Consider the following 25,770-nt stretch of genomic DNA (forward strand, 5'->3'; position numbering starts at 1 on the left):
TCATTCATAATCAATCATAATTGCCCAAGCCCCAGGACCTGTATGTGTGGCAATTGTTGTATTGGTGTCCAAAATTGAAATAGGTTTTTCAACAAATTTTTGTAAGACATCTTTGGCTTTTTGTGAAAACTCCAAACCTTGCGCATGAGAAATTCCAATTTCACGAATTTTACGCCCAGAACTACTGATAGTATCTGATAATTCTTCAAGCCATTTGTAAAAAGTTTTGCTTCCACGTCCACGCAAAAGTGTGTTCAATTCGCGGTCTTTTAATGTCCCAATCACCCGAACTTGTAAAAGACTTCCAAAAAGTCCTGTCATTCGACTGACGCGGCCACCTTTAACCAAATTTTCTAAAGTTGAAAATCCGATGAAAAGTTCAGTATTTTCCCGAATATATTTAATTTTTTCTAGAATTTCTTCTTTGGTTGCCCCAGTTTTTGCGAGACGCGCTGCTTCGACCACTTGGAATTTTTGAGCTTGGTCAGTAAAATCACTATCAATGACGGTGACATTACGTCCTGAAAGCATTCCCCCTTGGCGTGCTGCTTCAACTGTTCCTGACAAAGCTTCTGTTAAATGAATAGAGATAATCTCATCATCCTCAGCAGCAATTTTTTCATAAACCTCGGCAAAAACACCAACTGGTGGCTGACTTGTTTTAGGCAAGTTTTTTGATGCAGCCATCTTGACCATGAAATCTTCAAACTTCAAGTCGTCGTCTGAATACATTGTTCCATCGATCGTTACTGACAACGGAACAATAGTAATGTCAAGTTCGCGAGCAAGTTCTGGCTCAATCGTAATGGATGAATCTGTCACAATTTTTATTGGCATATTTACTATTTGAACTTACGCTCACTCTATATGAGAGAGTCGTTCGTTCAATTCCTTTTCTATACAATTTGTGCTATCATATATTATAACAAATTTTCAGTTGGAAAGAGCAAAAAAGGTTGAAAATATTATTTTTTTGATTTCAAAACAAATCATAAAATTGCTCAAAAGCTGAATAAATCAATAAATTGGAGAGAACAAATGGAAGAAACACAAGGTTCAAAAACCTATCAGATTCTCAATGAGATTTTCAATGCGATCACTCATGGAGCAGGAACCGGCTTAGCAATTGCCGCCTTAGTTCTTCTCGTGATTAAAGGTGCTGCTTCTGGGTCTGCACTTGAAGTTGTTGCTTTTACAATCTATGGAGCCTCATTAGTAATTCTTTTTCTGTGTTCCACATTAGCACACAGTTTACATTTTACTAAAGCGGTCAAAGTTTTTCGGGTTTTTGACCATAACGGGATATTCTTTTTAATTGCTGGAACCTACACGCCTTACTGTTTAGTTGCTTTAAATAATTGGTTAGGTTGGATTGTGCTAGCAGTGATTTGGATTTGTTCTATTTTGGGGATTGTCTTAACTTCAATTTACTTGCCAAAATGGGGTAAAACTCCTAAATTATCGACCGTTTTATATGTCGTTCTTGGTTGGATGATTTTAATCGTTATTTATCCTTTATGGAATGCCCTACATCCAGTTGGATTTTGGCTTTTAGTTGCAGGAGGCGTCGTTTATTCCGTCGGAGCGCTTATCTATCATTTTAAATTCCCTTTCGCTCACGTGGTTTGGCACCTCTTTGTTTTACTGGCTGCAATCCTCATGTTCTTCTCTGTTTATCTTTATGTGGGATAAAATAAAAAAACCGTTTGCTAAGCGGTTTTTTTATTTTTCTCCGTCCATTCGAACGCCTTGTAAGAAATAACGATTAAATATAATATACAAAATGATAATAGGGATAATGGTAAGGATTGAGGCTGCCATGACACGATTCCACATTTGCCCCCCTTGGTCAGCTGATTGGAGCATTTGCAAGCCGACAGTCAGAGTAAATTTACTTGGGGTATGTAGATAGAGCATGGGTGATAAAAAATTATTCCAAAATCCCATAAATACAAAGACTGCTTGCGTTGCAATTGATGGTTTAGCAAGGGGCATGACAATACGGAAAAAAGTTCCAACACGGGATAATCCATCAATTCTGGCTGCTTCTTCAACATCTTTGGGAAAACTTAGGAAAAATTGTCTCATCATAAAGATATTTCCAATATTAATCGCGGCTGGTAAAATCAGCGCCCAAAAAGTATCTAACATTCCTAAATTTTTAATGATCAAATAGTTGGGAATCAAGAGGACTTGTGCGGGTACCATCATCATGGCCAAGATTCCATAATAAAATTGCTTTCGCCCTGGAAATGTTAATCTAGCAAGGCTGTATCCGGCCATTGTATTCAGAAAAATATTGATTGCCGTTCCAATGACTGAAACAATCACTGAATTAATCAACCATTGTGTAAACATTGAACCAGAAGCTGGGCTAAAGAGATAGAGGTATTGCTCTATCGTAAAATGCTTTGAAAATAGTGATAAACTTCCACTCGTTATCTCAGATAATGGTTTAAAAGATGCGGCTAAAGCCCACATAAAAGGGTAAAATGTAATAAAAGCATAAGCAATCAAAATAATATAAAGCAGCGTCCGAAGCAGACTTTGTTTTTTAGTTCTTTTCAAAACCATTTCCTCCGTTTAATTTCTCAGCAATCCTGGCGACAATAAAGATGATGATTGCCAAAATGATTGCGATGACTGCTGCGTAGCCCATTTGATTATTTTGACCGAAAGCATATTGAAAGATTAAAAGACTGACGGTCAGCGTGCTATTTGCAGGTCCACCTGTTCCTCCCGAAAAAATATAAGCTTGGTCAAACATTTGAAAAGTTCCAATAATCCCTGTCAGTAAAACAAAAGTAGTAATTGGCCGCAAATAAGGAATGGTGATATAACGTAATTTATCAAAAACATTCGCCCCATCAATTTCAGCGGCTTCATACATTGAATCAGGTAAATCAACCAAAGAAGCCAGATAAATGGTCATAAAATAGGGTACTGTTGACCAAATATTCATTATCATGATTACCTTTAAAGTCCAATTGGTGTCATTTATAAAATTAATTGGTTGGCTAATCAGATGAAGACTTTCTAAGAGACCATTGATTGGACCATTTAGATTAAAAATAAACATGAAAATTAAGGTCAAAGCTGCTGAACTTGTCAATGTTGGTAAAAAATAAATTAAACGAAAAAGGGTTTTTCCTTTGATGCCTTTATTGGCCAAAATATAGGCGATGACCAAAGCGATTATCGTTTGAACTGGCACCACAACTAGAGCAAAGAAACCTGTATTTTCTAAAGCTCGAAAAAGTTGTTTATCCCCTAAAAGGTTAGTGTAATTTTTAAAATTATTCCATTGATAATTGTGCGCAATAAGATTGACATTGTTAAATGACAAATAAACCGCAAATAAAATTGATAGCACAAAGAATATGAGAATAACAAGAAGGGCAGGGGCTAAAAATCCGTAAGCTTGAAACATCTCGCCTCTGGCTCTTTTGCTGGTTTTTTGTTTTTCCATATGATGTGAGCAAATCCTTTCTTTTTGTCTTTGTAAAGCTTTCGTCAGTAAATTTCACGTTTCTGTCAGTAAATCTTGCTTTCTATATGCAGCGAATTTACTGACAGGACTTAAATTTTACTGACAGAATGACTTTTATTTTGATATTTTGCTATTGGCATCTTGGTCTGCCTGTTTCATTGCTGCTTTCAAATCAGCCGCAGTTTCCCCTTTCTTGAAAACATTTGGAATAAAGTTTCCGTATGATGAAACAAGAGTTGTCAGATTGGTCCCATCTTGCCAAGGGGTTGCAAATTTAATTGAATCTTGATGGACTTGAAGTAAAGGATTTGCTTTTAAGAAAGTTGAGCTGTCAGCAACATCTGGACGCGTCGCAAGTGTCCCAACACCGTTTGTCCAAGTTAACATTCCATCTTTTCCTGTGACATATTGAATCCATTTGTCAGCAAGTGATTTTGCTTTAGTATCTTTGTATTCGCCCCAACCGACTGTGTATTGCATGGTCATTTTTTTACCTTGATAAGTCAAATTAGGAATGATTGTATAATGGAGGTTTTTGTATTGACTGTTAAAAACTTGGAAATTCCAATTTCCTGTCAGCGCCATGGCAAATTTTCCATTGCCAAAACCGGCTCCCTCATCACCCACCCCAACTTGTTGAGGCGTTGCTACTGCTCCTGTATTAAATAAATCAACGGCTGTTCCAAGATTTTTCAAAATGGTTGGATTTGATAAATCTGCCTTTCCATCTTTAGTGATAGGGTTTTGTCCGTCAGCTGTGATAAATTGCCAGTTTCTGGTCAAATCAGCATTGACATTCATCAAATAAACTTTGCCTTTGCCATAAGCCGCGTCAATCTTGGCTTGAGCGCTTGGCGCCCATTTGATAAAATCTTCATATGATTTTGGAATGGAATTAATATCAATTCCTGCTTTGGCAAAGATGTCTTTATTCACATAGATTGCCAGAGTTGACACATCTTTTGGTGCAGCGTAGATTTTTCCATTCGTTTCAAAAGCTTTGGCAATTGACGAATAAAAATCATCTTTATTGACAACTTTTGACAGGTCATTTAAGACACCTTCTTTTTGCAAATAGGGATAGAAAGATGAGTCGATGTAAAAGACATCAGGAGCCGTCCCACCAGAGAGATCAGTCGGAAGTTGAGTCGTGATATCCGTATAGACCTTAGGCTTTACATCAACTTTATTTGCTTTTTCAAAATTTTTAACCAATTTGTCAAAGGTCGCATTTTCGGTATCTGAGCCTTTCCAATAACCGACTGTCAATGTTTTAGTTTGGGTATTTTTCGAGCCAGAAGCCGAATTCCCGCAGGCAACAAGGCCGATTGCGCCGACCATTGTCAGACTGATGAGCGAAACTTTTTTCCAAGTTTTCATGATTTTTCCTCCTAGTGGAAATTATTTGATGTGAACATTTTTTATGACGCATTCTTCAAAAAGACGATCATTCGTTTTGAAGAATACTAATGAAAAAGCTAGGAGAGCCGCCCTAGTGGCTTCCGTCTGACCGTCTGCGACTCGGCGCTCTACGGTCAGTGCTTTTTTCACATTTTGATTGTTAACTGATTTTTCAAGACATACTTTTGTCCCTTATTCATGAAGCTAATCTCATGACCATCATTTTCTTTTGACAGAGTCATTTTATCTTTTGTCAGCTCGACATGAATGGCTTTTCCATGATAATCAAAACCATATTCCAGCGCTTTCCATTCCTTTGGTAAATGAGGTTCAATGCGCAATTGACTTTCTACCATTCGCAAGCCCCCATAGCCAAAGACAATCATTTGCCAAATTCCTCCAAGACTTGCTGCGTGAATGCCTGCATCTGAGGACTTCATATATTCGCCCATGTCAATATTTATAGCTTTGTTAAAGAAATCATAAGATTGCTCTAATTTTCCCAAATCCGCCGAAAGAATGGCGTGAGTCGAAAGGCTCAAACTACTATCATGTGTTGTTTTTGGTTCATAATAATTAAAGTTTTTCAACTTTTGCTCTTTATCAAATAATCCTTCGAAAAGTAACATCAAAAGTAAGACATCAGCTTGTTTTGTGATTTGCATTTGATTGACTTGCTCCAAATTATAATCGTGGAAAAGACTGTCAACGCCGTCAGAATTACGATATTTCTGTAAATCTAATATTTTTTTACTAAGATAAGTATCATCTTGCGCAATAACCCCGTCAGCAGTTGCTTTTGGTAGAAAAATCTTATCCACTTTTGCTGACAGGATTTCCGTCAGTAAATTCAGATTGAATTTTTGGTCTAATTTGTCATAAATATCGGGTTTTTGACTTTTTAATTTCTGAATTAAATCTATGGCAAAGGCAACATTCCAGTGGGCAGTATAATTGGTATAAGCATTGTTATTGACGTGTTCTTTGTATTCGTCAGGGCCAATCACATCGCAAATTTCATAAGAATCGGTTTCCTGAATATAGTCCAATCTGCTGACCCAAAATTTTGCGGTATCAATCAAAATTTCATAGGCCTTTTCCTCCTCAAAGGCTTCATCTCCCGTGACATCAATGTATTGCTTGACACCGAAAGCCACGTCTGACGTGATATGCTGCTCAATAAATCCTGACCAGATTTTTGTTGACTGACCAGTCACGATATCCGCTGCGCCCCAAACAGGAGTGACTTCTCCGTCAAAAGGATTCGCCGCTTCCCACGGATATTGCGCGCCTTCATAGCCATTGCTTTTCGCTTTTTTATGCGCACCATCAAGTCCCAAATAACGATAAGTGACAAGTTTTTTGGCAATGTCTGGATGTGTAAAATTAAAATAAGGCAACATGAAAACTTCCGTATCCCAAAAAGTATGTCCCTTGTATCCCTCGCCAGAAAGACCTTTTGCCCCAATATTCATGCGCTCATCATGAGCCGGTGCCATGACATGCAAATGATATTTGGCAAATCTGATGGCCAATTGGTCACGGAAATTTTCGGAGTCAATTTTTATCGGGTGTTTTTCCCAAATTTGTTGCCAAGCAAGTTGCGACTCTAGGAGGAGTTCTTGATAAGTCAACTTCTCTAGGTTCTGTAATTCATGAACTGCTTGTTTACGTATTTTATTTAAATCATGACTTGCAAGGTCATTATCAATTGACGTATAAATTGAGCCACGTTTTTCGATAGTGACCGAGCAATCGGCAGCAAGTTCAAAATTGTAATTCATAAAGAAAGCACGCCGTCCAGTTTCTGGTCGCTCTGATACTTCTACATCAACTTTATGCTCGACCGTTTGGACAAATTGAATTTTTGAGCCTGTCGTCATTGGCATCATCTGGATAAATTTGCCGTCTGTCAGCCCTTTTTCTCCGTCAGTAAAATGCTGACTGCCCTCGTTTGAAACCTGCCCATTAATGCCTGAACGCATTTTTATACTGACGGCTCTGTCAGTAAGATTAGCAAGTTCTAAATGACTGACCAGCAAGTGCTGACGGTTTTTTGAGATAAATTTTTGAAATTTGAATTTTAATTTTATATCCTTTAATTCCCAAATAAATTCTCGACTTAATTCGCCATTTTTCAGATTCAGGCGTTTAGAATAATTGCTGACAAGGCCTTGTGTCAGCGAAAATCGTTGGTCATTAATAAGAAATTCCATCCCCCACATATCAGGAAGATTAGGTAATTCTGTGACTTCATTTTCATCAAAGGAATTAAAAGTTCCTGCCACAAAAGTATCTCGAGTTTCGCCAATATAAGCTTCTTCCTCGCTGGAACGACTCCCAAAATAACCATTGCCCAGAGCCATAATGGCCTCTGATTTTCCCAAAAAACGTTCGTCAAATCCTTTTTGCTCAATCTGCCAAAGATTTTTTTCATTGTAATACATAAAACTCAAATTTATTTCTCCTTCTTCTTTATTAAACTTTAACTAAAACGTTTTAGTAAATCATTAAAATTTTTTAAATATACTTTAACGATCAAAGTAATGCTGATTTCGAAAAATCAAAATAATCATTCCCAATATATATGTTCCAAATATTAATATTATCCTCACATGTATGAAAAGTCCAAGCAAGAAAAGCGGTAAGCTATAAATTAAATAAGCGTTTATCATTTTCATCGGGTCATAGTCATTTCGATAAAACCATGCAAGTAAATAAGCAACTAAGATTGTTAAAAGAAAAATTGAAGCCAATGGCAAAATTGGATTTTTTAAAAGTTCTGGTAAATTCTCCTGACTAACCACTGATAGTTACCTCACTTCTGCCAATTCTATCATGTAAAAACTGACCATTTACAAAATACATGACCACACTAATAAAGACAAAAAGCCAACCAACCATTGGTAAAAAATAGAGTAACTTAGCTAATTCCCGCTGGCACATTTCCAATAAGTCTGTTGATATCGTCTTCACTTTTAGTTTAGCAAAATATTTTCCAATCGTTTTTCCCTGAAAACTATTTTCTGAAATTAAATTATACAAGACAAAGACGATAGCTGCAAATAAATTTCCAATACTACTCGCTCCTTTATTGGTAAAAACAAGCTGAACAAGAAGTAAAACTGGTAAATAAACAATGATTAAATCAATTATTGTTGCTAAAAAGCGTTGTAGAAACATTAATGCTCTCATTTTCCCCCTCCAACTAAAACGTTTTAGGTTTACAAAAAACATTATATAGTAATCGCTTTCATTTGTCAATAAGAAAATATGAGTTTCTTAAATTAACTCATACTCGTACTTTCACGCTCAATTATCTGAAAAGGTATAAAACGATGCTTGACTTCTCCAGTCTCGATTTGGCAAATTAGGTCCCTCACCGCATACTCTGAGATTTTCCTAATATCTTGTCGAACTGTCGTTAAAGAAGGTGTGATATAACTAGCAAGTGTAATGTCGTCAAAACCAGCCACTGCAACTTTATTGACTAACTTTAGAGTTCTAAAAGCCTTAATAATCCCAATTGCCATAATATCAGAAGCCGCAAAGATAGCATCCTCTTTTTTAAATCCTTTATTTTTAGCATAATCAATCGCCCACTGATAAGCTTCGTTTTCAGAAAAATTTGCATAAAAAATTTGTGAATGCTCAGTTGCCGCAAGATAGCCAGACTCACGTGCTTGTGCAACGGTGGCCATTTTAGTTCCATTGATAAAAATAATGTTCTTATGACCTAAATTTATCAACAAACGAGTCATTTCAAAGGCAGCCTTAACATTATCAGTTGAGACCGTTCCAACCTTATCATTTTCAATATCTAAATCAATCGCAACAGTGGGTAAATCAAAAGTTGCCAGTTCCTGATAATATGGGTCAGAAATACGTAATCCCTGAATAATTAAACCCGTAATATCACGTTCATTGCAAAATTGCTTCAAACTTTTTTGCTTTTGTTTAGTAGAATTGGTGGCATAAAAAACAAATTCATAATCTGTCTTATCCAAATTATCGACCACACCACCTAAGACTTCCAACGGCATAGCAACTCCAGGGGTAACATTAATTTCATTCAAAATTAAAGCAATAATTTTTTTCTTCTTACTTGAGAGTTGTTTTGCTGCACTGTTTGGAGTATAGCCCAATTCCTTAGCCGCAAGAGTAACTTTTTTAATTGTTTTATCACTGATATCACCATAATTGTTAAATACTCTAGAAATTGTGCTCACTGATAAACCAGTTTGTAGTGCAACATCCTTAATTGTTACTTTTTTCATCACATCCCTCTTGCTCATTTTTTTTAATATTACCACTTTTCCTATTTCTAAACAACTATAAATAAAAAGGCCCTTGATAGAACCATTTTATTTATAAACTATACCAATAACATATCCTTCCAATCGTTTTTTCAAAAACTCCGACTCTTCCACATAAATCTTTGTTTGAATTGTTTTTTTCAAATTTGAATAGTGAAGAATCACTTGATGAGAACCCGGAAATTCACGTAAAATTTGCGAAATTTTTTGATTATATTTCTCATCTTTTAAATTTAACCAAAGTTTTTTATCAGTTTCCAAAGCTGGACTCATTCGGTCAGCGACAAGCTGTAATTCATCATTACGTTCGGTTACTTTTCCACTCATCAGGTAGAATTTTCCTTGCTCAAGCTCACTCGAAAATTGACGATAAATCTCTGGAAAAAGAGTAACATCAAAATTCTCACGACTATCTGACACCGTTAAAAATGCCATTGTTTGCCCTGTTTTTGTTCGATGGGTCCGAATATAATTAATCTCAACCAAAATCGTCATTCTACGATTTTTGACAAGATTAGCAATTGGCGTGAAATTTCCTGAAAATCTCTGAGCCAAACTTTGCAAAGGATGGGGTGTTACACCAATCCCTAACAAATTTTTCTCAAAATCATATTTTTCCGTTTCTGAATAATCCTCTGCCTCATGATAAGCAAAACCGCCACCAGAACTTGCCATAAAAATATCATCACTATAATAATTTAGTAAGTTAGCATGGTCAGCCAAATTATAAGCCAATTTCCCTCGATTAGAATCAGCATAATCAAAGGCTCCAATCTGAATCAAAGGGAGAATACTTTCTTTTTTATGAAAATTATTGGGTAATTTCTCAACAAAATCTGCCAAATTCTTATATGATTGATTTTCAACAATCCATTTTGCCAAATCACGGGAAATTCCTTGAACATGAGCTAATCCTAATCGAATTTTTTTATTTTTTACAAAATCACCAATTTTCATCTGATTAATATTTGGTTTTTCAATCTCAAAACCATTGTCCAAAGCATCTAAAATCATGACTTCCCGTTTACGGTCACGTAATTGTATTTCATAAAATTCATCAGGGAAATGTGCCTTAAAATAAGCGATTTGAAAAGCAAGCGCCCCATAAGCGAAGCCATGCGAACGGTTGAAGCCGTAATTGGCAAAACGTTCAATCAGGTCATAAATTTCTTCTGCTTTTTCTTTAGAATGACCCAGTTCTCCTGCAGAAATTAAGAAATCCTCGCGCAGCTTCTCCAACTCGGACCCTTTTTTCTTAGAGATTGCTCGTCTAAGAAGGTCAGCCTTTCCAAGAGAAAATCCGGCAAAAGCTTGAGCCACTTGCATGATTTGTTCCTGATAAATCATAATTCCATAAGTCGGCTTTAAGATTTCACTGATAGAATCATCGACAACTGGAACAATTTCTTTTCCATGACGTCTGGCAACAAATTGTGGAATAAACTGTGATGGACCGGGACGGAAAATCGAGGTTGCATCAACAATATCATCAAATCTGCTTGGTGCAAGGTTTCTTAGAAAACGTCGCATTTGCGGATTTTCAAACTGAAAAATTCCCATCGTATTTCCAGCTCTAAAAAGTGCCAATGTCGTTTCATCTTCTAAATCTATTTTTAACGGGTCAATATCAATTTTTTGACGTTTTTTCACCAAATCACGTAATCTCGAAATGATAGTTAAATTACGTAATCCCAGGAAGTCAATTTTTAGAAGCCCTATCGCTTCCACATCTGGTGCCTCATATTGAGTCAAAGCTAAATCTTCTGACGGTTTTAATGACACATAATTCACCAAAGATTCTTCAGAAAGGACAACACCTGAGGCATGTGTTGAAGTCTGGCGAGGCATTCCCTCAATTCGTCTGGCGACTTCATAAATTCGTTTTAATTTTCCATTTTTCAATACTTCAGCTTTAAAACGTTGATTATTTTCATATTCAACAGCCAGAGTTCCAAAACGGCGAACAAGCATCCGAGTCAAATTAGATAATTCAGCTTCGGTCATTCCAAAGGCTTTACCGACATCTCTGAGCGCCTGTCTTTTTCCTAAAGTTGAAAAAGTGACAATTTGTGCTACATGGTCTGAACCATAACGATTTTTCATATAGGCCAGTAACTCAGCACGACGGTCATCGGGCATATCAATATCAATATCGGGCATGGCCACTCGTTCTGGATTCAAAAAACGTTCAAAGAAAAGATTATGTTTGACAGGGTCAACCTGAGTGATTCCCAAAACATAGGCAACCAAAGACCCAGCAGCCGACCCACGCCCCATTCCGCAATAAATGTCTTGTTCACGCGCATAGCGCAACAAATCCGCGACAATCAAAAAATAATCATCAAATCCCATTTGGTGAATGACTGACAACTCTTTTTCTAAACGCTCCTGATATACTGACAAATCAATCATCGTTGATTCTTCAGCTAAAGCATTTGCCAGACTTACTGACGAAATTCCTGTCAGTGATTTTTTTTCTTCAAGTCGGGCAGACAGTCCTAAAAACGCTTCTTCTCGGAGATGTTCAACTGCTTCCCTTTTCTTATCAAATCTCGGAAGTTCCAATTTTTCATCAAATTGATAAGCAATTTTTGCTGTTAATACTGACAGATTTGTCAGTGCTTGCGGAAAATATTTCTGAAAATAAGATTCATAAGCTTCTGGTCTTTGGAGCAATTCATTTGAACTGACCGTCAAACTTTCGTCAAAGGAAAGCCCATCACGCACCGCGTGCAAAATAGCTAAAATTTCATTATCAGCAAAATTCAGATAACGAACTGCTGGAAAAGGAAGGGTTGGTAAATTAAATTTAGTTCCTTTATCTGTCTGCTGATTAATCCCAATATAAGCTTCGTCGGCAAATGCTGCAAGCTCTGATAGCTCACTTAAAGTCCCATAAGTTTCTGGAATAACCAGTGCGATTCCTGACAAATGATTTTGAATGTCAGAAAATTGACGTCGATCATAATTATGAAATGTTGAAATCCGAAGTAAGTTTTTATAACCTTCTGTATTTTTAGCAATAAAAGAAAAAGAAACTGGCAACCCCCGCCATTCAAAATTTAATTCAATACTAATAACTGGTTGTAAATTAAGCATTTGAGCTTTTCTGACAAACCGAAAGGCTGCATGGAGGTTTCCCACATCACAAATTCCGACCGTTTGATAACCTAAACGTAGAGCCCCTTCCAAATAATCGTCTAGTTTAACAACACTATCTAAAAAACTGTATTCTGTTTTTGTATTTAAGGGTGCAAACATATTTTCCTCCTTTCTTGCTAAAACGACCGGGATTTCTTAATTAAAAGATATTAATTTTATTATACTATATTTTAGCTTGAACTTGGGATAAGTTTAGACAAACTAAGAACAAAAAAAGCGTCAAATTTTAGTTATTAAAACAAACAAAAGTAATTCAATTTAACTAAAATGATATCAAAAAACAACCTATCGACTGAAAACGTCCAACATTTTTGACATTTTTTAATTTTAAAAACTGCTTTCATTCTTATTTTTAATTCGTTTTTATTACAAAAAACTAAGATGTTTCATCTTTTTATTAATCGTAATAAAAAAATTATAAAAACTAAAAGAATCCTTTAACAACAGCATTTAGAGCTTATCTATTAGCAATTTGACGATAACTTTTTTTTGCACTATAATGAGCAAGCCTTGTTTATTTATTACTAATTTTTAATTAAACAATCACTAAAACTAAAAATAGAATAGGAAAGGTGTAATGACAGTGCTAGTATTAGCTGGAACAATTGGAGCAGGAAAAAGCTCTTTAACTGAGATGTTGGCGGAGGAATTGAAAACACAGGCTTTTTATGAGAGTGTTGACGATAATAAAGTTTTGCCATTATTCTATGAAAACCCTCAAAAATATGCCTTTTTATTGCAAATATACTTTTTAAATAAGCGATTTGATTCAATCAAAAGAGCCTTATCTGATAATAATAATGTATTAGACCGCTCAATTTATGAAGATAGTCTGCTTTTTCATTTGAACGCCGATTTAGGACGTGCTGATGAAACAGAGGTTGAAGTTTATGATGACTTACTCAAAAATATGTTAGAAGAAATCGACAGCTTATCTTTTAAAAAGAGGCCTGATTTACTTATTCATGTCAAGGTTTCCTTTGATAAAATGCTAGAAAGAATCAAAAAAAGAGGTCGACAATTTGAACAATTAGAATATGACCCAAGTTTATACGACTATTATAAAGAATTAAATAGCCGATATGATACATGGTTTGAAGCTTTCGATATTTGTCCCAAAATTCAAATTGATGGCGATAAATATGATTTTGTAGAGAATGAGCAATCAAAAATCCAAGTTCTGCAACAAATCAAAGCAAAACTAAAAGAAATTGAAGGAGAAAATAATTAATGAATGTTACTGTCTTCTTATCATCAAGGGATGGAAAAAATCCAATTTATAAAGATACCAGTGTAAAATTAGGGAGATTACTTGCACAATCAGGTCATACCCTTGTTTATGGGGGCTCAAAAGAAGGTTGCATGGGTATGGTTTCAGATTCTGTTATTCAAAATAAAGGGCAAGTGATTGCTGTCTATCCTGCTGGAGTCCTCCCATTAGAACCTCCTCGTCAAAATGCCTCTAAACTTTATTTAACAAATGACATGGCTGAGCGTAAACGCAAGTTGATAGATTTAGGCGAAGCTTTTGTTATTTTAGCTGGAGGATTTGGAACATTAGAAGAAAGCTTTCAACTTTTAACTGAAATGTCCATCAATCAAACTCGCGTGCGCCCTGTTATTTTTGTAGGTCAAAAATTTTATCAACCACTTTTTGACCTACTACGCTTGCAACTTAAGGAAGGGATGATTTCTAAAGAAGTCATTGATACCATTTCTCTCGTTGACTCTGCCGAAGAAACAATCGAATTATTAGGAGATTTAAAACTTGAACAAGTTGTTTAATAAACCAGTTAATGTTTACCTTGCCGCCCCATTTTTCAGTCAGACACAAATAAATAAAGTTGAACTATTAGAAAATGCACTTTCAAAAAACAAAACAGTAGCAAACTTTTTTAGCCCAATGAGATGTCAACATCCTGAATCTTTACCAAAAGAAGTTGAAGCTTTTACCCCAGAATGGGCCAAAGCGACAATGGAAAATGATGTTAAAGAAGTCAATAAAGCAGATATCATCGTTGCTATCGTTGACTTTGATAAACAAGATACCGATTCGGGTACCGCTTGGGAATTAGGATACGCTATTGCTTTAGAAAAACCGACCTATCTCATTCGCTTTGAAGAAAGTCTAGCAACTAATATTATGTTGACTGAAAGAAACAGAGCTTTCTTCACAGATGTCAAACAAATTGAAGACTATAATTTTCTAGAATCTCCAAAAATTCCCTATAGTGGAAAATATCAATAGTAAAAAAATAACAAATAAATCGTCCTTCAATTAGATATAAAATTTGAAATTTGACTTGATTTGTACTATACTATAGGCGGATAGAAAATATGGAAAGAAGCGTAATTATGAAACTTATTGTCACACTTTTCTGGTCGCTTGCTCTTGGTCAGGTTGTAGGCTATGTCGCTACTGCCCTTGCTGGTGTTCCAGATCCTGAACTTTGGACAACTATTATCTCGCTTATCTTTGGTCTCTTTGTATATCTTTTCCAAGCTGTTGCTGTGGAAAAAGAAGCCAAAGCAAACTAAACAACTGATGATTTATCAGTTTTGTGCGGTATAAACGCCTAAACTCAAAATAAAAATCCTTATTACTATAGGGATTTTTATTTTGTTTCTTGAGGCTTGCAAATTTCTTAAAATACCTTATAATTTAATATGGACATTGTTATTTAAACCGTCCCTTAGAACCTAAAAGAAAGGAGAGCGCTCAAGCTTTGAAAGGTCGACCCAAACCCGCAATTATAATGATTACTTATTCTGTCAAATTGACCAAGATTAGATTAGCGCTCTTCTTGCGCCATCTTTTTGATATTAGTTCTAATGACTTGATCCATTTCACAAAATAAGAAATTTGATTTTTTAAGCTTGAACCATGCTATAAAATGGCTCCAACTCCAATTAATAAGAACAAAGTCGTCTGTCTCGTTAATGGTCGTATTCACCGTAGATCAGGAGGAGACTTTCTTGAGAATCTTGACCCTAGCCTTCAAACCGTCATTATGCGTGACTATCCTGAAGCGACTAGTCATGACTTCATTTGTAATGAACATCAGGTTAAATTTCGGTTAGAGGTCTTAGATACATTGTTTCACCTTGACCTTCAAAAAAACTTCACCGTCAATGATTTGCTTAATGAAGAATTAACTAAGGCAAACTTTGAAATTCATGACGTTGAAGAACAGCTCCAAACTCAAGAAACTATTGGTGAACGAGTGGCTGACAAGGTCACTGAATTCGTCGGTTCGTGGGCTTTTATTATCACCTATCTCGGTATTTTAGTAGTCTGGATGTTTGTCAATGTGACTGGCCTCTTTGGCGTTGAATGGGATAAATATCCTTTCATTTTGCTCAATCTTTTCCTCTCAATCACTGCGGCGATGCAAGCGCCACTGATTATGATGAGCCAAAACCGCGCCGCACACCATGACCGCTTATCTGCCAAAAATGACTTTCAAGTTAATGTTAAGTCAGAAAAGGGTGTTGCTGCTTTACATGAAAAACTTGATCACTTAATGATGGATGATCAAGCTTCAAATATGCAAATCCAAAAAATCCAAACTGAAATGCTTGGGGATATTCAAATCCTTCTAAACGAAGTTTATCAACAAAACCAAGATATCCGTGAACGTTTGGATGATGTTGAAGACCAACTTGATGATTTTGAAGAAACCTTTGATAGTTTTGAAGAAACTCTTGATAGTATTGAAGAAAATACTGATGATGAGGAAGAAGAAGGCATTGCTAATGCCGCTAATGCTGATTAAAAAAAGTCTGTTCGCTTGAACAGGCTTTTTACTTTTAACTAAAATAATTTATTTTTTCCTGAATTTCAACCACTGAATGTTTTAATTTGCCTTCTTCTTCTAAAGTTAGTGGAAGTTTTATCAATGCTTCTATCCCATTTTTACCAATCAAGGCAGGTGTCGAAATATATGAACTAAAATTTTCGTCATAATGTGAGCAGATAGCAATATTTTTTGCATCGGAAAGCACCAGATTCATCAAGGAAACCGTTGCTGCGGCTATGGCTACGTTAGTATATCCTTTTGTGTTAAATACAGCAAATCCTCCTTGACGGGCTTTTTCTTCTAAGTCTTTTAAATTTAAATTTTTTTCTTTTGCAATCTCTAAAAAAGATTGACCACCAACCCTGACCGTTGACCAAGCCGTAAATTGTGAATTCCCATGTTCTCCCAAAACATAACCTTCAATACTTCGGGCATCAATTTCCAACGCTCGACTGACTTGAGCTTTCATACGTGCCGTGTCCAGATAAGTCCCCGTTCCAATAATCTGTGATTTAGGAAGGTTCAATAATTGAGAGTAAATATTAACAATCACATCGTTCGGATTGGTTGTTGCAATCAAAATCCCTCTAAAATTCACTGCATTCAAGTGGTCAGAGACTTCTTTAATTTCTGGAATATTTGCTTTTAATTCAGTGAATCTATCTCCGCCCGGTTTAATTAGTTCGATATGACCCAGTGTAGATAAGACAATATCGGCAGTCGCTAAATCATCATATTCTCCCACGTATATTTTGACATAGAATGGAAGCAAAGCAAGGGCATCTAGGAGGTCTAAAACCTCTGCCTCTGCTTTTTTTCTATCCTTGTCAATAATTACTAGCTCGTCAGCGAAGCCCCCCTGAACGATATCCAGAGCAACTGTTGCCCCAACATGACCGCAACCAATTAATCCTACTTTTCGCATTTTTTCACCATATTTTCCTCTCAACTGTAAATTGAATCTATTATAATACAAAAAGAAAAGGAAAACAATGTTTTATTTTAAACATTCTGACTATTTAAATGAAGTAAAAACCTCCTAATAAGGAAGTTTTTACAAATTTTAGCTTATTTACTATTTTCAACAGCTACACGAATAAATTCTGTGTAGAGTTCTTCTGGACGGTTTGGACGTGATTGTAATTCTGGGTGATATTGACATGCCACGAAGAATTTTTTATCAGAAAGTTCAACGATTTCAACCAAACGGTTGTCTGGTGAAACTCCTGAAAATACGAAACCAGCTTTTTCAAAGTCTTCACGATATTTGTTATTAAATTCATAACGGTGACGGTGACGACGTTGAACCACTTCAGCATCATTGTAGGCTGCTTTAGCGCGTGAACCATTTTTCAATTTTGCTGGATAAAGTCCAAGACGTAATGTTCCACCCATGTCTTCAACATCAACTTGGTCGCGCATGATGTCAATGACTGGATATTTTGTTTCAGGGTCCAATTCAAATGAATGAGCTCCTTCAAGTCCAAGAACATTACGGGCAAATTCTACCGCTGTCAATTGCATTCCAAGACAAATCCCAAGCATTGGAACGTCATTTTCACGCGCATATTTGATTGCTGCAATCTTACCTTCTGTTCCACGTTGACCAAAGCCACCAGGCACGATAATTCCAGCTGTGTCTCCAACAAGTTCAGCAACATTCTCATCGGTCACATCGTTGGCATTTACCCAGTTAATATCAACTTCGGCATCAGATGCATAGCCTGCATGTTTAAGCGCTTCAGTCACTGAAATATAAGCATCTGGTAACTCTACATATTTACCAACCAAAGCGATTTTCACTTTTTTCTTAAGATTCATGACATGGTCAACCATTGCTGACCATTCTGCCATATCTGCTTTTGGTGCATCAAGTTTCAAATGGTCACAAACGATTTGGTCCATATTTTGTGCTTGAAGGTTCAATGGAATTTGATAAAGATGTTCCACATCAAGTGATTGAATCACTGCTTCTGGTGCGACGTCACAGAACATTGCAATTTTATCACGCATTTCTGTCGTGATTGGCACTTCACTACGTAATACAAGCATGTTGGCTTGGATACCATATTCACGAAGTGTCTTAGTCGCATTTTGTGCGATCTTAGTTTTCAATTCTCCAGCAGCACGCAAGTGAAGAATCGGAACAGTGTGAATGTACATCACGTTATCAGCACCAACTTCGGCTTTCATTTGGCGCAAAGCTTCAATAAATGGCAAGCTTTCCATATCACCAACAGTCCCACCAACCTCAGTGATAATAATATCAGCATCAGTTGTTGTCGCTGCACGTTTGATTTTTTCTTTCAACATGTTAGTCACATGCGGTACCATTTGGACAGTTGCTCCGAGATATTCTCCTTTACGTTCTTTACGAAGAATCTCACTGTAAACTTTACCGGAAGTAACATTTGAATATTTATTTAAATTGATGTCAATGAAACGTTCATAGTGACCAAGGTCAAGGTCAGTTTCAGCACCATCATCAGTAACAAAGACTTCACCATGTTGATAAGGACTCATTGTCCCTGGGTCGATGTTAAGGTATGGGTCAAATTTTTGGACAGTGACTTTAAGCCCACGGTTTTTAAGCAAACGACCGAGCGATGCCGCTACGATCCCTTTACCCATTGACGAAGTACCACCACCAGTGACGAAAATATACTTAGTTGACATCTAAATCTCCTCTTATCTTTTTACAAAACAGAAATAACTGGGAAAAACAAAAACAGCTCCCCAGAGGGGAGCCTACCGTTACTGATTTTTTATAATAAAAAACCAGTGCCCGAAAATAATTATATCTGATTTTTCCTTTTTTGTCAAAAGTCTGTTTTTAATTTTTTATGAAGCCCAGTAATATCGGGTATTTCTTTTTTTCTTTTTTTGTAATCAGTAGATTTTAATGACGAAATTGCCAGATTTTAGCTTCTACATTTTTTATCATTACTTTTTTCACTTAAGTGCTTGCAAAAAATCTTCCTGTAAGCTCGTTTCAAATTTAAGACCTGATTCTTCTAATACTTTTTGAAGGGCATAGAGGCTATAAGCCACTTTGCTAGTTCTAGCATTTTCACCCATATGTCCAATGCGCAAAACTTTACCAGCTAAACGGTCAAAAGAACCTGTTATCATCACTTGATAATCTTGGCGCATTTTTCTTAAAAGTTCTTGGTCATTCAGACCATTTGGTACTTTTATAACACTGACAGTATTAGAATAGCCGGTTTGTAAATAAAGTTCTAATGGGGAGTTCTTTATCGCTTTTCTTGTGGCTTTACCAATCATCGCATGGCGCTTCAAGATTTCTTGGTCAAAAAGAATATTGTCTACGGCTTGGTCTAATCCATAAATGTCTGAAATGGGCATTGTGTAAGGAAACCATTTTTTTTCATAATAATCTTTAAAAGTCAGGAGATTACAATAAAAACTCGCAATAGGGCTTTGTCTATTTTCCATTGCTTGGTAAGCAAGAGGCGAGATAGAAACAATCGTTAATCCAGGTGGAGCCGATAAAACTTTCTGTGAGCCTCCAAGTGCAATATCAATTTGCCAATTATCTACTTGTAAATCTTCGCCTCCCATGGCAGCAACGGAGTCTACAACAGTAAGAATTCCATATTTTTTGAGCAGAGGGCAGATTTTGGAAAGGTCATTTAATACACCAGATGGCGTATCACAATGAACAATTGTGGCATATTTAAAATCATGGTCTTTTTCTAAAAATTTTTCTAAAATTTCTATGTCAAAGGCTTCTTTTTCTGAGCTTTGAAGCAATAGAGCTTGGCCACCATATAGTTCAACAAATTCAGCGAATCCATGACCAAAGATACCATTATCAAGAACAAGTACACGGTCGCCTGATTCAGTCAATGAAGCACAGGCTGCTTCCAAACCTAAAATTCCTTCCCCCGCCAGAATTCTAAGGTCATTTTTAGTTTTTAAAAATTGAGCAAGTTTATCGCAAGTCCTTTTATAGAAATCATAAAATTCTAAATCAATATCTGGATTTGTTGTTACTTTCGCTCTTGCTAGACGAACATTTTCAGCCACAGCGGTTGGACCCGGGGTCATGATTAGCATCTCTTTCATTTATTCATACCTCGCACGTTCTCCACCAATAAGTTTAGGACGTGATTTGAGGGCCGTAACATGAGCGCCACCTAGTTCTTTTGAAATCGGACGTACAGGGATTTGCACGTGTTTGACATGCATACCAATACTTGTATCCCCAATATCCAAACCTGCTTGAGCAACGATATGCTCTACTTCGACAGGAGATTTAAAAAGTTGGTAAGCTGCAACTTGACCACTTCCTCCAGCATGAAGCTGAGGAACAACAGAAACAATTTCCCAGTCTTTTTTGTCAGCTAATTCTTCTTCAATGAGCAAGGCTCGATTGAGATGTTCGCAAGCTTGAACGGCTAAATAAATTCCCTTGTCAGACAGGGTCTTATGAATCACAGAAACGATAACCTGACCGATTTCGGCTGAACTTGCATGACCAATCAGACCACCATTGACTTCAGATGATGAGAGTCCAAGCACAAAAACCTGTCCTGATTTAATCTCTGTTTGTTTCAAAACATCGTCAATAATTATTTGTGTTTCTTCTTTAAGCTTTTCTAAATCCATTTAAAATACCTGTCCTTTCAATAAGTGGGCTTAAGATTTTAGCCAAAACAAAGCCAACGATAACTTGGACAATATTGACCCAAAGTCCAGCAATGGCCGAACCCCAACCATATATTAAGCCCCCAACAATAAAGTATCCTCCAACCATAACTAGAAGACTAAGCAAAAAGTTGAGCCATTTATATCTTGTCAAGCCAGCTAGATAGCCTTGGCCTCCATGAATAATCAGGCTGAAAAACATATAATTACTAAAGCCCGCGGTCAAATCAAGAAGAAAAGCTGCAAAGCCCCCAATGATTGCTGCCTCTCGTTTGCCAAAAAGAAAGACTGCTGTATAAATTCCGACATCCAAGAGGGTTAAAATATTTCCTGCCGAGCCGGGGATTGGAAAGGTAAACAGGCGACCAAGAACAAAGGTAATAGCTGTCCAAATCGCAAGTAAAGTTAATTTTTTTATATTTTTGTTGTCCATGAGTTTCATCTCCTAATTTCCCTAGAAGTTTGGTTTGCTTTTGGAAATTTACTTTTTATTTTGAAAAACACCAAATTCATTAGCATTTTGAATAGCTTGATAGACGAAGTCTTTTGCTTTTTCGACCGAATCTTTAAAAGAATTTTCCTCAGCCATCTGACTTGCAATAGAAGAGGCAAATGTACAGCCAGCTCCATTATTGTTTTTCTTTAAAAGCGGACTTGCTAATTGATAAAAATCTTTCCCATCATAAGCAAAGTCAATCGCTTGTTTTTGATCAAATCGATTTCCGCCTTTTATGATTACATTTTTGGCACCAAAACGATGTAAAAGTTTAGCTGCTGCTTTCATATCTGCCTCAGTTTTTACTGACAGCCCCGTTAGAATCTCTGCCTCTTTTAGATTTGGCGTAATGACTGTTGCTAGTGGAAATAATTGGCTGATGAATAGTTCGCGCATTTCACTGACAGAATAGTCTGCATTTTCTTTAAAAACAATCACCGGATCTAAGATAATAGGCACTGGCGATTTTACTGACAGAGCTGTCAGCCACTTTTTCGTCATCTCTAGTATTTTTTTATTAGGTAATAAGCCAATCTTTATAGCTGAAAACTCAATGTCAGTCAAACTTTCAAGTTCTTCTTGGAAAATTTCCTCATCTACAGGGTGAACAAAAAACTTGTCTTCTTTGACTGTTACAATACTTGTTAAAGCACAAAAACCATATAAGCCATTTGCCGCAAATGTGGCTAAATCTGCTTGCATTCCACCTCCAGAAAGAATATCTGAACCTGCAATTGTTAGAATTTTTTTTGTTTGTGCTAATTCCTCTACCATTTTCTCTCCAGTAATTTTCGTTAAAAGTATTTTTTAAATTTCATTTATTGGTTCATATTTGACTTCTTTAAGATATAAGCCCTCAGGCGCTGCTGTTGGTCCTGCAAAATTTCTATTTTTGCTGGTCAAAATCTTATCAATTTGACTGACAGGCATTCGGTCATTGCCGATTTTAATGACGGTTCCAACCATATTGCGGACTTGTTTATACAAAAAACCATTTCCACGAAATATAAATTTGAAATTTTCTTTATCAAGTTGAATAATTTCTGCTTGATAAATGGTTCGCACCTTGTCATCAACTGATGAACCAGAGGCAGTAAAACCTGTAAAATCGTGTTGACCAACTAATTTTGCCATTGCTCCTTGCATCCGTTCAAAATTAAGCGGATAACGAAAATAAGCTTTAGAATGTCTGTGAAAAGGGCTACGAGTCACTGAATTTTCCAAATAATACTCATAGGTTTTTTCATGTTTTTGGTATCTTGCGTGCCAATCATCTGGGACAAGTTCTACTTTTTTTACCGCAATATCTGCTGGTGTCTGAGTGTCTAGCCCAAAACGCAAGCGCTCCAAATCACGCGCTTTGCCATTCAGGTCAAAATGAATCACTTGCCCAAAGGCATGAACTCCTGAATCCGTTCTGCCAGAGCCTTGTAAAATAATGGGCTCAAAAGAATTTAATTTGCTTAATACTTTTTCAATTTCTTCTTGAACTGTGCGTTGATTTGTTTGGCTTTGAAAACCTGCAAAATCGGTTCCATCATAGGCTATTGTGGCTTTGTATCTTGTCATTTTTCTATTATAGCACAATTTTTCATGCGACTTTATTTTCTTTTTTTATGATAGTTTATCCTTTTTCAATATGGACTTTGATAATTCTAAAAAATGGTATAAAAAAATGCCCCACTACGAAGGTGGGGCGAGGTTTGGCACCATGATCCGAGGGGGATTCGAACCCTCGACCGTTCGCTTAGAAGGCGAATGCTCTATCCAGCTGAGCTATCGGACCAAATGTAAGAGAGACAGCTCGACTGGATAGTGAGGAAGAAAATTTAAATTTTCTTTATTCACAACCTCGAAGATATACTTCGAGCCAGCTGAGCTATCGGACCAATTAATTTCTGTCAGTAAATTTATTAAGTTATAAATCACTGACAGAAACAAGTTTATCATATTCTCTTACTTTTTTCAATTATTGACCTGTACCATATGCTCCAGTATTGGTATTATCTGTTCCATAACCATAAGTGGTCGTATTATTATCATTATAACTGTCATTTTGCTGATAGGTCGAATCAGAATTTTGCGTCACCGTGGAATCATTTGCTGAACTAGAAGAACCAGAACTTGAGTCCGATTGAATTGAACCACCACTAGTTGAAACATATTTACCTGAATTTTTAGAATTCAAAGAAACAAGATTCCCTTCAGTGTCCACCCCATAAGTTACTGCATTTTTTCCTTTTTCAGTCACTGTGGCTGAAGGAAGATAGTAAAATGGTGCTGTTCCTGAACCAAAAGTTGACTCATAAGTAATCAAATTATTTGGTAAAGTTGTAACAGTAGAATCACCTATTGATTTCTTCATAATATTTTGCATCGCCAAATAAATTTCTGTCGGCATAAATTGATAGGAACCCCCATCAACCATTTCGCCTATTCCTTCATATTGAACAGAAACGACTTTATTAAAGCAATCCTTGTAGCCTAATAAAGAAGTAATCGTAGAGGCATTAATTGGAATATTGGTTCTAAAATCTTTTGAAGCTTCATTCAAAAATTGCTCGTAGCGAGTAATATTATCTAAAGCCAAGACTTTTTTCATGAGAGCTGTGATAACTTCGCGCTGATGAGCCGCCCGACCGTAGTCCCCATTTGGCAAATGATGGCGGTCCCGAGTATAAACTAAAGCTTGGTCACCATTGATATGCTGTTTTCCTGGTGGAACTTTCGCAGTGTATTGCGGTTCTGTATCTGAGATGTAAAGGGTTTGCCCTGTAGTATTGTTAATATCAATCCCACCTACATTATCAACCATATTGACTAAACCATCAAAATTTACAGTTGCAAAGCTGTCAATATTAATACCCGTTTGAGCTCCAATTGTCTTCATGGCATAGCTGACAGCATTTTTCAAACCATCAGAAGATGACCCTGAGTCAAAACCTAGGGGATAGGCCGCATTCATTTTTTGTTTAGAGACAATTTTTCCATCACTATCCAAAATATTAGTCATTGTATCACGTTCAATTGAAACCATTGTTGTCGTGTGCGTTTTAGGATTAAGTGTCATCAGAATCTGTGAGTCAGAATTCCCATTCCAAGAATCGGAAGTCCCACGACCTTCCCCCCCTGTATCAACTCCCATAAGCAGGATGGTCAGAGGTTTAGTCGCCTGAATGACTTGTTCTGTTTGTTTATTCCCAGCATTCGTGTAAGTCATTTTAAAGGCTTTTGTTGTACTGTTTAAGACGGTTAATGTATACCCGCCCGCAGCAATTGCCGTTACTAAAATGATACTTCCTAGCATGAGAAGTGTTTTTATCCAAAGCTTCATATTAGCATTATATCAAAATTCTGATTTTTCACAACAAAAAAAGAAAAATTAGATTTTAATTTTTCTTTAATTATATTTAGTTTTACTAACAAAAAGGTCAGTCATTAGTCAAAAAATAATACATAGTCGCAAATATCAATGAATTGACCATTTTCATCTCTTGCCCCCCATTTTTTGGTGGCTTCTAATGCAAAATCAAATTTTTCATAAAGATGTCGTGCTTTATGATTGCGTGCTTGGACAGTTAATTCTAGCCGTTTGATAATCCCAACTTCTTTTATCCAGTCAAGAGCATCTTCTAATAAAATCGAGCCAATCCCATAGCCTTGAAAATCTTGGGCCACAGCGATAAAGAGTTCTGCGATATGGCGAATTCGATAATGATAGTCTGCTGTCAGATGTAAAACTCCAGCAATTTCCTCACCAACGAAAGCAATAAAATAGGCATTATTGTCCTTTTCGGCTTGTTGATTTAGAAACTCTGCCATTTCTGCTTCGGACATCAGAATTCCTACTTCATCAATGGTCAAGAAATTACTTTCAGCACCAACTTTGTTAAGAAAGTCAATTACTTTTTGACTATCTAATCCGCTTGCTTCTCTGACAATTAGTTCTGTAGTCATAAATTATTGATAAGCTCCTCATATCTTTTCCCATGTGCTTTCAAGATAATCTCGCGTTCTTGGTCATTGATTAAATCTGGAGAATACTTATCAAAAATGACTTCAAGATAATTTTCTGGCAAATCAGCTCCAAGCATTTCCCCCCACTCAATAACTGAAACGCCATCACCAAATAAATAATCATCCAAATCAAAACTATCTGGATCATCACCAATTCGATAAACGTCCATGTGATGAAGGGGAAGTCGACCATCAAGTGTCCTTACAATTGTATAAGTCGGACTTTTAACCATTTGATGAATCTCTAAACCTAAGGCCAATCCTTTGGTAAAAGTCGTTTTCCCAGCTCCAAGTTCACCGGTTAAAACAATCACATCTTGTGCTTCTAATTTTCTTCCCAATTTTTGAGCAAATTGTAACATTTCTTCTTCGTTAAATTTCATGATTTTATTATATCACATCCCAGATTGGGAGCCG

The 25,770-nt window shown here is 36.4% G+C and carries 25 protein-coding genes and 1 tRNA gene; 6 read left to right on the forward strand and 20 right to left on the reverse strand.

What is annotated here, in order from left to right; translation table 11 throughout:
• Entirely contained in the window at window positions 1-837 is an 837-nt protein-coding gene (locus RSC39_RS08970; protein WP_011675538.1) for a DegV family protein, read from the reverse strand.
• Window positions 838-1,038: 201 nt separating this feature from the next.
• Between RSC39_RS08970 and RSC39_RS08975 the strand changes: the two genes are divergently transcribed.
• The gene (locus RSC39_RS08975) at window positions 1,039-1,692 is read left to right on the forward strand and encodes a hemolysin III family protein (protein WP_332536621.1); all 654 of its coding nucleotides are present in this window, start codon (window positions 1,039-1,041) and stop codon (window positions 1,690-1,692) included.
• A gap of 30 nt (window positions 1,693-1,722) precedes the next feature.
• Here the strand turns inward: RSC39_RS08975 and RSC39_RS08980 are convergent, their stop codons facing one another.
• From RSC39_RS08980 to RSC39_RS09015, 8 genes are all read right to left on the reverse strand, one after another.
• Window positions 1,723-2,574, reverse strand: a complete 852-nt coding sequence (locus tag RSC39_RS08980) for a carbohydrate ABC transporter permease (protein WP_021036778.1) — start codon at window positions 2,572-2,574, stop codon at window positions 1,723-1,725.
• A complete protein-coding gene (locus RSC39_RS08985) occupies window positions 2,555-3,469 on the reverse strand; it encodes a sugar ABC transporter permease (RefSeq protein ID WP_021036777.1) in 915 nt (304 codons plus the stop codon). Before RSC39_RS08985 ends, RSC39_RS08980 begins: the two co-directional genes overlap by 20 nt.
• 135 nt (window positions 3,470-3,604) lie before the next feature.
• The gene (locus RSC39_RS08990; RefSeq protein WP_332536624.1) at window positions 3,605-4,870 is read right to left on the reverse strand and encodes an extracellular solute-binding protein; all 1,266 of its coding nucleotides are present in this window, start codon (window positions 4,868-4,870) and stop codon (window positions 3,605-3,607) included.
• Window positions 4,871-5,037: 167 nt separating this feature from the next.
• Window positions 5,038-7,338: a glycosyl hydrolase family 65 protein gene (locus RSC39_RS08995; protein ID WP_332536806.1), complete on the reverse strand. Its 2,301-nt coding sequence runs from the start codon at window positions 7,336-7,338 to the stop codon at window positions 5,038-5,040.
• 84 nt (window positions 7,339-7,422) lie between these two features.
• Window positions 7,423-7,698 (reverse strand): hypothetical protein, encoded by a 276-nt coding sequence (locus tag RSC39_RS09000; protein WP_011834526.1) that lies wholly within the window; start codon window positions 7,696-7,698, stop codon window positions 7,423-7,425.
• Window positions 7,691-8,086 (reverse strand): RDD family protein, encoded by a 396-nt coding sequence (locus RSC39_RS09005; RefSeq protein ID WP_011834525.1) that lies wholly within the window; start codon window positions 8,084-8,086, stop codon window positions 7,691-7,693. The genes RSC39_RS09000 and RSC39_RS09005 overlap by 8 nt, the downstream gene beginning before the upstream one ends.
• Window positions 8,087-8,178: 92 nt before the next feature.
• Entirely contained in the window at window positions 8,179-9,168 is a 990-nt protein-coding gene (locus RSC39_RS09010; RefSeq protein WP_021036772.1) for a LacI family DNA-binding transcriptional regulator, read from the reverse strand.
• Window positions 9,169-9,255: 87 nt separating this feature from the next.
• Window positions 9,256-12,468, reverse strand: a complete 3,213-nt coding sequence (locus RSC39_RS09015) for a DNA polymerase III subunit alpha (RefSeq protein ID WP_332536628.1) — start codon at window positions 12,466-12,468, stop codon at window positions 9,256-9,258.
• A 478-nt stretch (window positions 12,469-12,946) separates the two neighbouring features.
• Between RSC39_RS09015 and RSC39_RS09020 the strand changes: the two genes are divergently transcribed.
• From RSC39_RS09020 to RSC39_RS09040, 5 genes are all read left to right on the forward strand, one after another.
• Complete coding sequence (locus RSC39_RS09020) at window positions 12,947-13,600, forward strand: deoxynucleoside kinase (protein WP_011675533.1); 654 nt, start codon at window positions 12,947-12,949, stop codon at window positions 13,598-13,600.
• Window positions 13,600-14,154: a TIGR00730 family Rossman fold protein gene (locus tag RSC39_RS09025; protein WP_332536631.1), complete on the forward strand. Its 555-nt coding sequence runs from the start codon at window positions 13,600-13,602 to the stop codon at window positions 14,152-14,154. Before RSC39_RS09020 ends, RSC39_RS09025 begins: the two co-directional genes overlap by 1 nt.
• Entirely contained in the window at window positions 14,138-14,617 is a 480-nt protein-coding gene (locus tag RSC39_RS09030) for a nucleoside 2-deoxyribosyltransferase (RefSeq protein WP_014573106.1), read from the forward strand. Before RSC39_RS09025 ends, RSC39_RS09030 begins: the two co-directional genes overlap by 17 nt.
• A gap of 107 nt (window positions 14,618-14,724) precedes the next feature.
• A complete protein-coding gene (locus RSC39_RS09035; RefSeq protein WP_003131510.1) occupies window positions 14,725-14,907 on the forward strand; it encodes a YjzD family protein in 183 nt (60 codons plus the stop codon).
• Between the two features lie 356 nt (window positions 14,908-15,263).
• Window positions 15,264-16,145 carry a DUF1003 domain-containing protein gene (locus RSC39_RS09040; RefSeq protein ID WP_011675530.1) on the forward strand — a complete coding sequence of 294 codons (882 nt, stop codon included), beginning with the start codon at window positions 15,264-15,266 and terminating at the stop codon, window positions 16,143-16,145.
• Between the two features lie 34 nt (window positions 16,146-16,179).
• Here RSC39_RS09040 and RSC39_RS09045 read toward each other — a convergent pair whose 3' ends face one another.
• From RSC39_RS09045 to tsaE, 11 genes are all read right to left on the reverse strand, one after another.
• Window positions 16,180-17,094: an L-lactate dehydrogenase gene (locus tag RSC39_RS09045; protein WP_332536634.1), complete on the reverse strand. Its 915-nt coding sequence runs from the start codon at window positions 17,092-17,094 to the stop codon at window positions 16,180-16,182.
• A gap of 143 nt (window positions 17,095-17,237) precedes the next feature.
• Entirely contained in the window at window positions 17,238-18,845 is a 1,608-nt protein-coding gene (locus RSC39_RS09050; RefSeq protein WP_332536636.1) for a CTP synthase, read from the reverse strand.
• A 276-nt stretch (window positions 18,846-19,121) separates the two neighbouring features.
• Window positions 19,122-20,258, reverse strand: a complete 1,137-nt coding sequence (locus RSC39_RS09055) for an alanine--glyoxylate aminotransferase family protein (RefSeq protein ID WP_332536638.1) — start codon at window positions 20,256-20,258, stop codon at window positions 19,122-19,124.
• The gene (locus tag RSC39_RS09060) at window positions 20,259-20,801 is read right to left on the reverse strand and encodes a TIGR01440 family protein (protein WP_011834506.1); all 543 of its coding nucleotides are present in this window, start codon (window positions 20,799-20,801) and stop codon (window positions 20,259-20,261) included.
• A complete protein-coding gene (locus tag RSC39_RS09065; RefSeq protein WP_332536640.1) occupies window positions 20,782-21,282 on the reverse strand; it encodes an ECF transporter S component in 501 nt (166 codons plus the stop codon). The genes RSC39_RS09060 and RSC39_RS09065 overlap by 20 nt, the downstream gene beginning before the upstream one ends.
• A gap of 39 nt (window positions 21,283-21,321) precedes the next feature.
• Window positions 21,322-22,110, reverse strand: a complete 789-nt coding sequence (locus tag RSC39_RS09070; RefSeq protein ID WP_332536642.1) for a bifunctional hydroxymethylpyrimidine kinase/phosphomethylpyrimidine kinase — start codon at window positions 22,108-22,110, stop codon at window positions 21,322-21,324.
• 33 nt (window positions 22,111-22,143) lie between these two features.
• Window positions 22,144-22,905: a tRNA pseudouridine(38-40) synthase TruA gene (gene truA, locus RSC39_RS09075; RefSeq protein WP_332536644.1), complete on the reverse strand. Its 762-nt coding sequence runs from the start codon at window positions 22,903-22,905 to the stop codon at window positions 22,144-22,146.
• Between the two features lie 143 nt (window positions 22,906-23,048).
• A tRNA-Arg gene (locus RSC39_RS09080) sits at window positions 23,049-23,122 on the reverse strand.
• A gap of 183 nt (window positions 23,123-23,305) precedes the next feature.
• Window positions 23,306-24,670 (reverse strand): LCP family protein, encoded by a 1,365-nt coding sequence (locus RSC39_RS09085; protein ID WP_332536646.1) that lies wholly within the window; start codon window positions 24,668-24,670, stop codon window positions 23,306-23,308.
• A gap of 104 nt (window positions 24,671-24,774) precedes the next feature.
• A complete protein-coding gene (locus tag RSC39_RS09090) occupies window positions 24,775-25,293 on the reverse strand; it encodes a GNAT family N-acetyltransferase (RefSeq protein ID WP_332536648.1) in 519 nt (172 codons plus the stop codon).
• On the reverse strand, window positions 25,290-25,736 hold the full coding sequence (gene tsaE, locus RSC39_RS09095; protein WP_332536650.1) for a tRNA (adenosine(37)-N6)-threonylcarbamoyltransferase complex ATPase subunit type 1 TsaE: 447 nt from the start codon (window positions 25,734-25,736) through the stop codon (window positions 25,290-25,292). The genes RSC39_RS09090 and tsaE overlap by 4 nt, the downstream gene beginning before the upstream one ends.
• Window positions 25,737-25,770 lie beyond the last annotated feature (34 nt).

Source organism: Lactococcus sp. (assembly GCF_036648155.1).
Lineage (GTDB): Bacteria > Bacillota > Bacilli > Lactobacillales > Streptococcaceae > Lactococcus > Lactococcus cremoris.

What these genes read in the sequence shown, in the direction of transcription:
- RSC39_RS09090 (WP_332536648.1), bottom strand. Translation starts at nt 25,293, where the DNA reads ATGACTACAGAACTAATTGTCAGAGAAGCAAGCGGATTAGATAGTCAA.
- RSC39_RS09015 (WP_332536628.1), bottom strand. Translation starts at nt 12,468, where the DNA reads ATGTTTGCACCCTTAAATACAAAAACAGAATACAGTTTTTTAGATAGT.
- RSC39_RS08995 (WP_332536806.1), bottom strand. Translation starts at nt 7,338, where the DNA reads ATGTATTACAATGAAAAAAATCTTTGGCAGATTGAGCAAAAAGGATTT.
- RSC39_RS09035 (WP_003131510.1), top strand. Translation starts at nt 14,725, where the DNA reads ATGAAACTTATTGTCACACTTTTCTGGTCGCTTGCTCTTGGTCAGGTT.
- RSC39_RS09010 (WP_021036772.1), bottom strand. Translation starts at nt 9,168, where the DNA reads ATGAAAAAAGTAACAATTAAGGATGTTGCACTACAAACTGGTTTATCA.
- RSC39_RS09020 (WP_011675533.1), top strand. Translation starts at nt 12,947, where the DNA reads ATGACAGTGCTAGTATTAGCTGGAACAATTGGAGCAGGAAAAAGCTCT.
- truA (WP_332536644.1), bottom strand. Translation starts at nt 22,905, where the DNA reads ATGACAAGATACAAAGCCACAATAGCCTATGATGGAACCGATTTTGCA.
- RSC39_RS09025 (WP_332536631.1), top strand. Translation starts at nt 13,600, where the DNA reads ATGAATGTTACTGTCTTCTTATCATCAAGGGATGGAAAAAATCCAATT.
- RSC39_RS09005 (WP_011834525.1), bottom strand. Translation starts at nt 8,086, where the DNA reads ATGAGAGCATTAATGTTTCTACAACGCTTTTTAGCAACAATAATTGAT.
- RSC39_RS09085 (WP_332536646.1), bottom strand. Translation starts at nt 24,670, where the DNA reads ATGAAGCTTTGGATAAAAACACTTCTCATGCTAGGAAGTATCATTTTA.
- RSC39_RS08980 (WP_021036778.1), bottom strand. Translation starts at nt 2,574, where the DNA reads ATGGTTTTGAAAAGAACTAAAAAACAAAGTCTGCTTCGGACGCTGCTT.
- RSC39_RS08975 (WP_332536621.1), top strand. Translation starts at nt 1,039, where the DNA reads ATGGAAGAAACACAAGGTTCAAAAACCTATCAGATTCTCAATGAGATT.
- RSC39_RS09060 (WP_011834506.1), bottom strand. Translation starts at nt 20,801, where the DNA reads ATGGATTTAGAAAAGCTTAAAGAAGAAACACAAATAATTATTGACGAT.
- RSC39_RS08990 (WP_332536624.1), bottom strand. Translation starts at nt 4,870, where the DNA reads ATGAAAACTTGGAAAAAAGTTTCGCTCATCAGTCTGACAATGGTCGGC.
- RSC39_RS09070 (WP_332536642.1), bottom strand. Translation starts at nt 22,110, where the DNA reads ATGGTAGAGGAATTAGCACAAACAAAAAAAATTCTAACAATTGCAGGT.
- RSC39_RS09065 (WP_332536640.1), bottom strand. Translation starts at nt 21,282, where the DNA reads ATGAAACTCATGGACAACAAAAATATAAAAAAATTAACTTTACTTGCG.
- RSC39_RS09040 (WP_011675530.1), top strand. Translation starts at nt 15,264, where the DNA reads ATGGCTCCAACTCCAATTAATAAGAACAAAGTCGTCTGTCTCGTTAAT.
- RSC39_RS09050 (WP_332536636.1), bottom strand. Translation starts at nt 18,845, where the DNA reads ATGTCAACTAAGTATATTTTCGTCACTGGTGGTGGTACTTCGTCAATG.
- tsaE (WP_332536650.1), bottom strand. Translation starts at nt 25,736, where the DNA reads ATGAAATTTAACGAAGAAGAAATGTTACAATTTGCTCAAAAATTGGGA.
- RSC39_RS08985 (WP_021036777.1), bottom strand. Translation starts at nt 3,469, where the DNA reads ATGGAAAAACAAAAAACCAGCAAAAGAGCCAGAGGCGAGATGTTTCAA.
- RSC39_RS09045 (WP_332536634.1), bottom strand. Translation starts at nt 17,094, where the DNA reads ATGCGAAAAGTAGGATTAATTGGTTGCGGTCATGTTGGGGCAACAGTT.
- RSC39_RS08970 (WP_011675538.1), bottom strand. Translation starts at nt 837, where the DNA reads ATGCCAATAAAAATTGTGACAGATTCATCCATTACGATTGAGCCAGAA.
- RSC39_RS09055 (WP_332536638.1), bottom strand. Translation starts at nt 20,258, where the DNA reads ATGAAAGAGATGCTAATCATGACCCCGGGTCCAACCGCTGTGGCTGAA.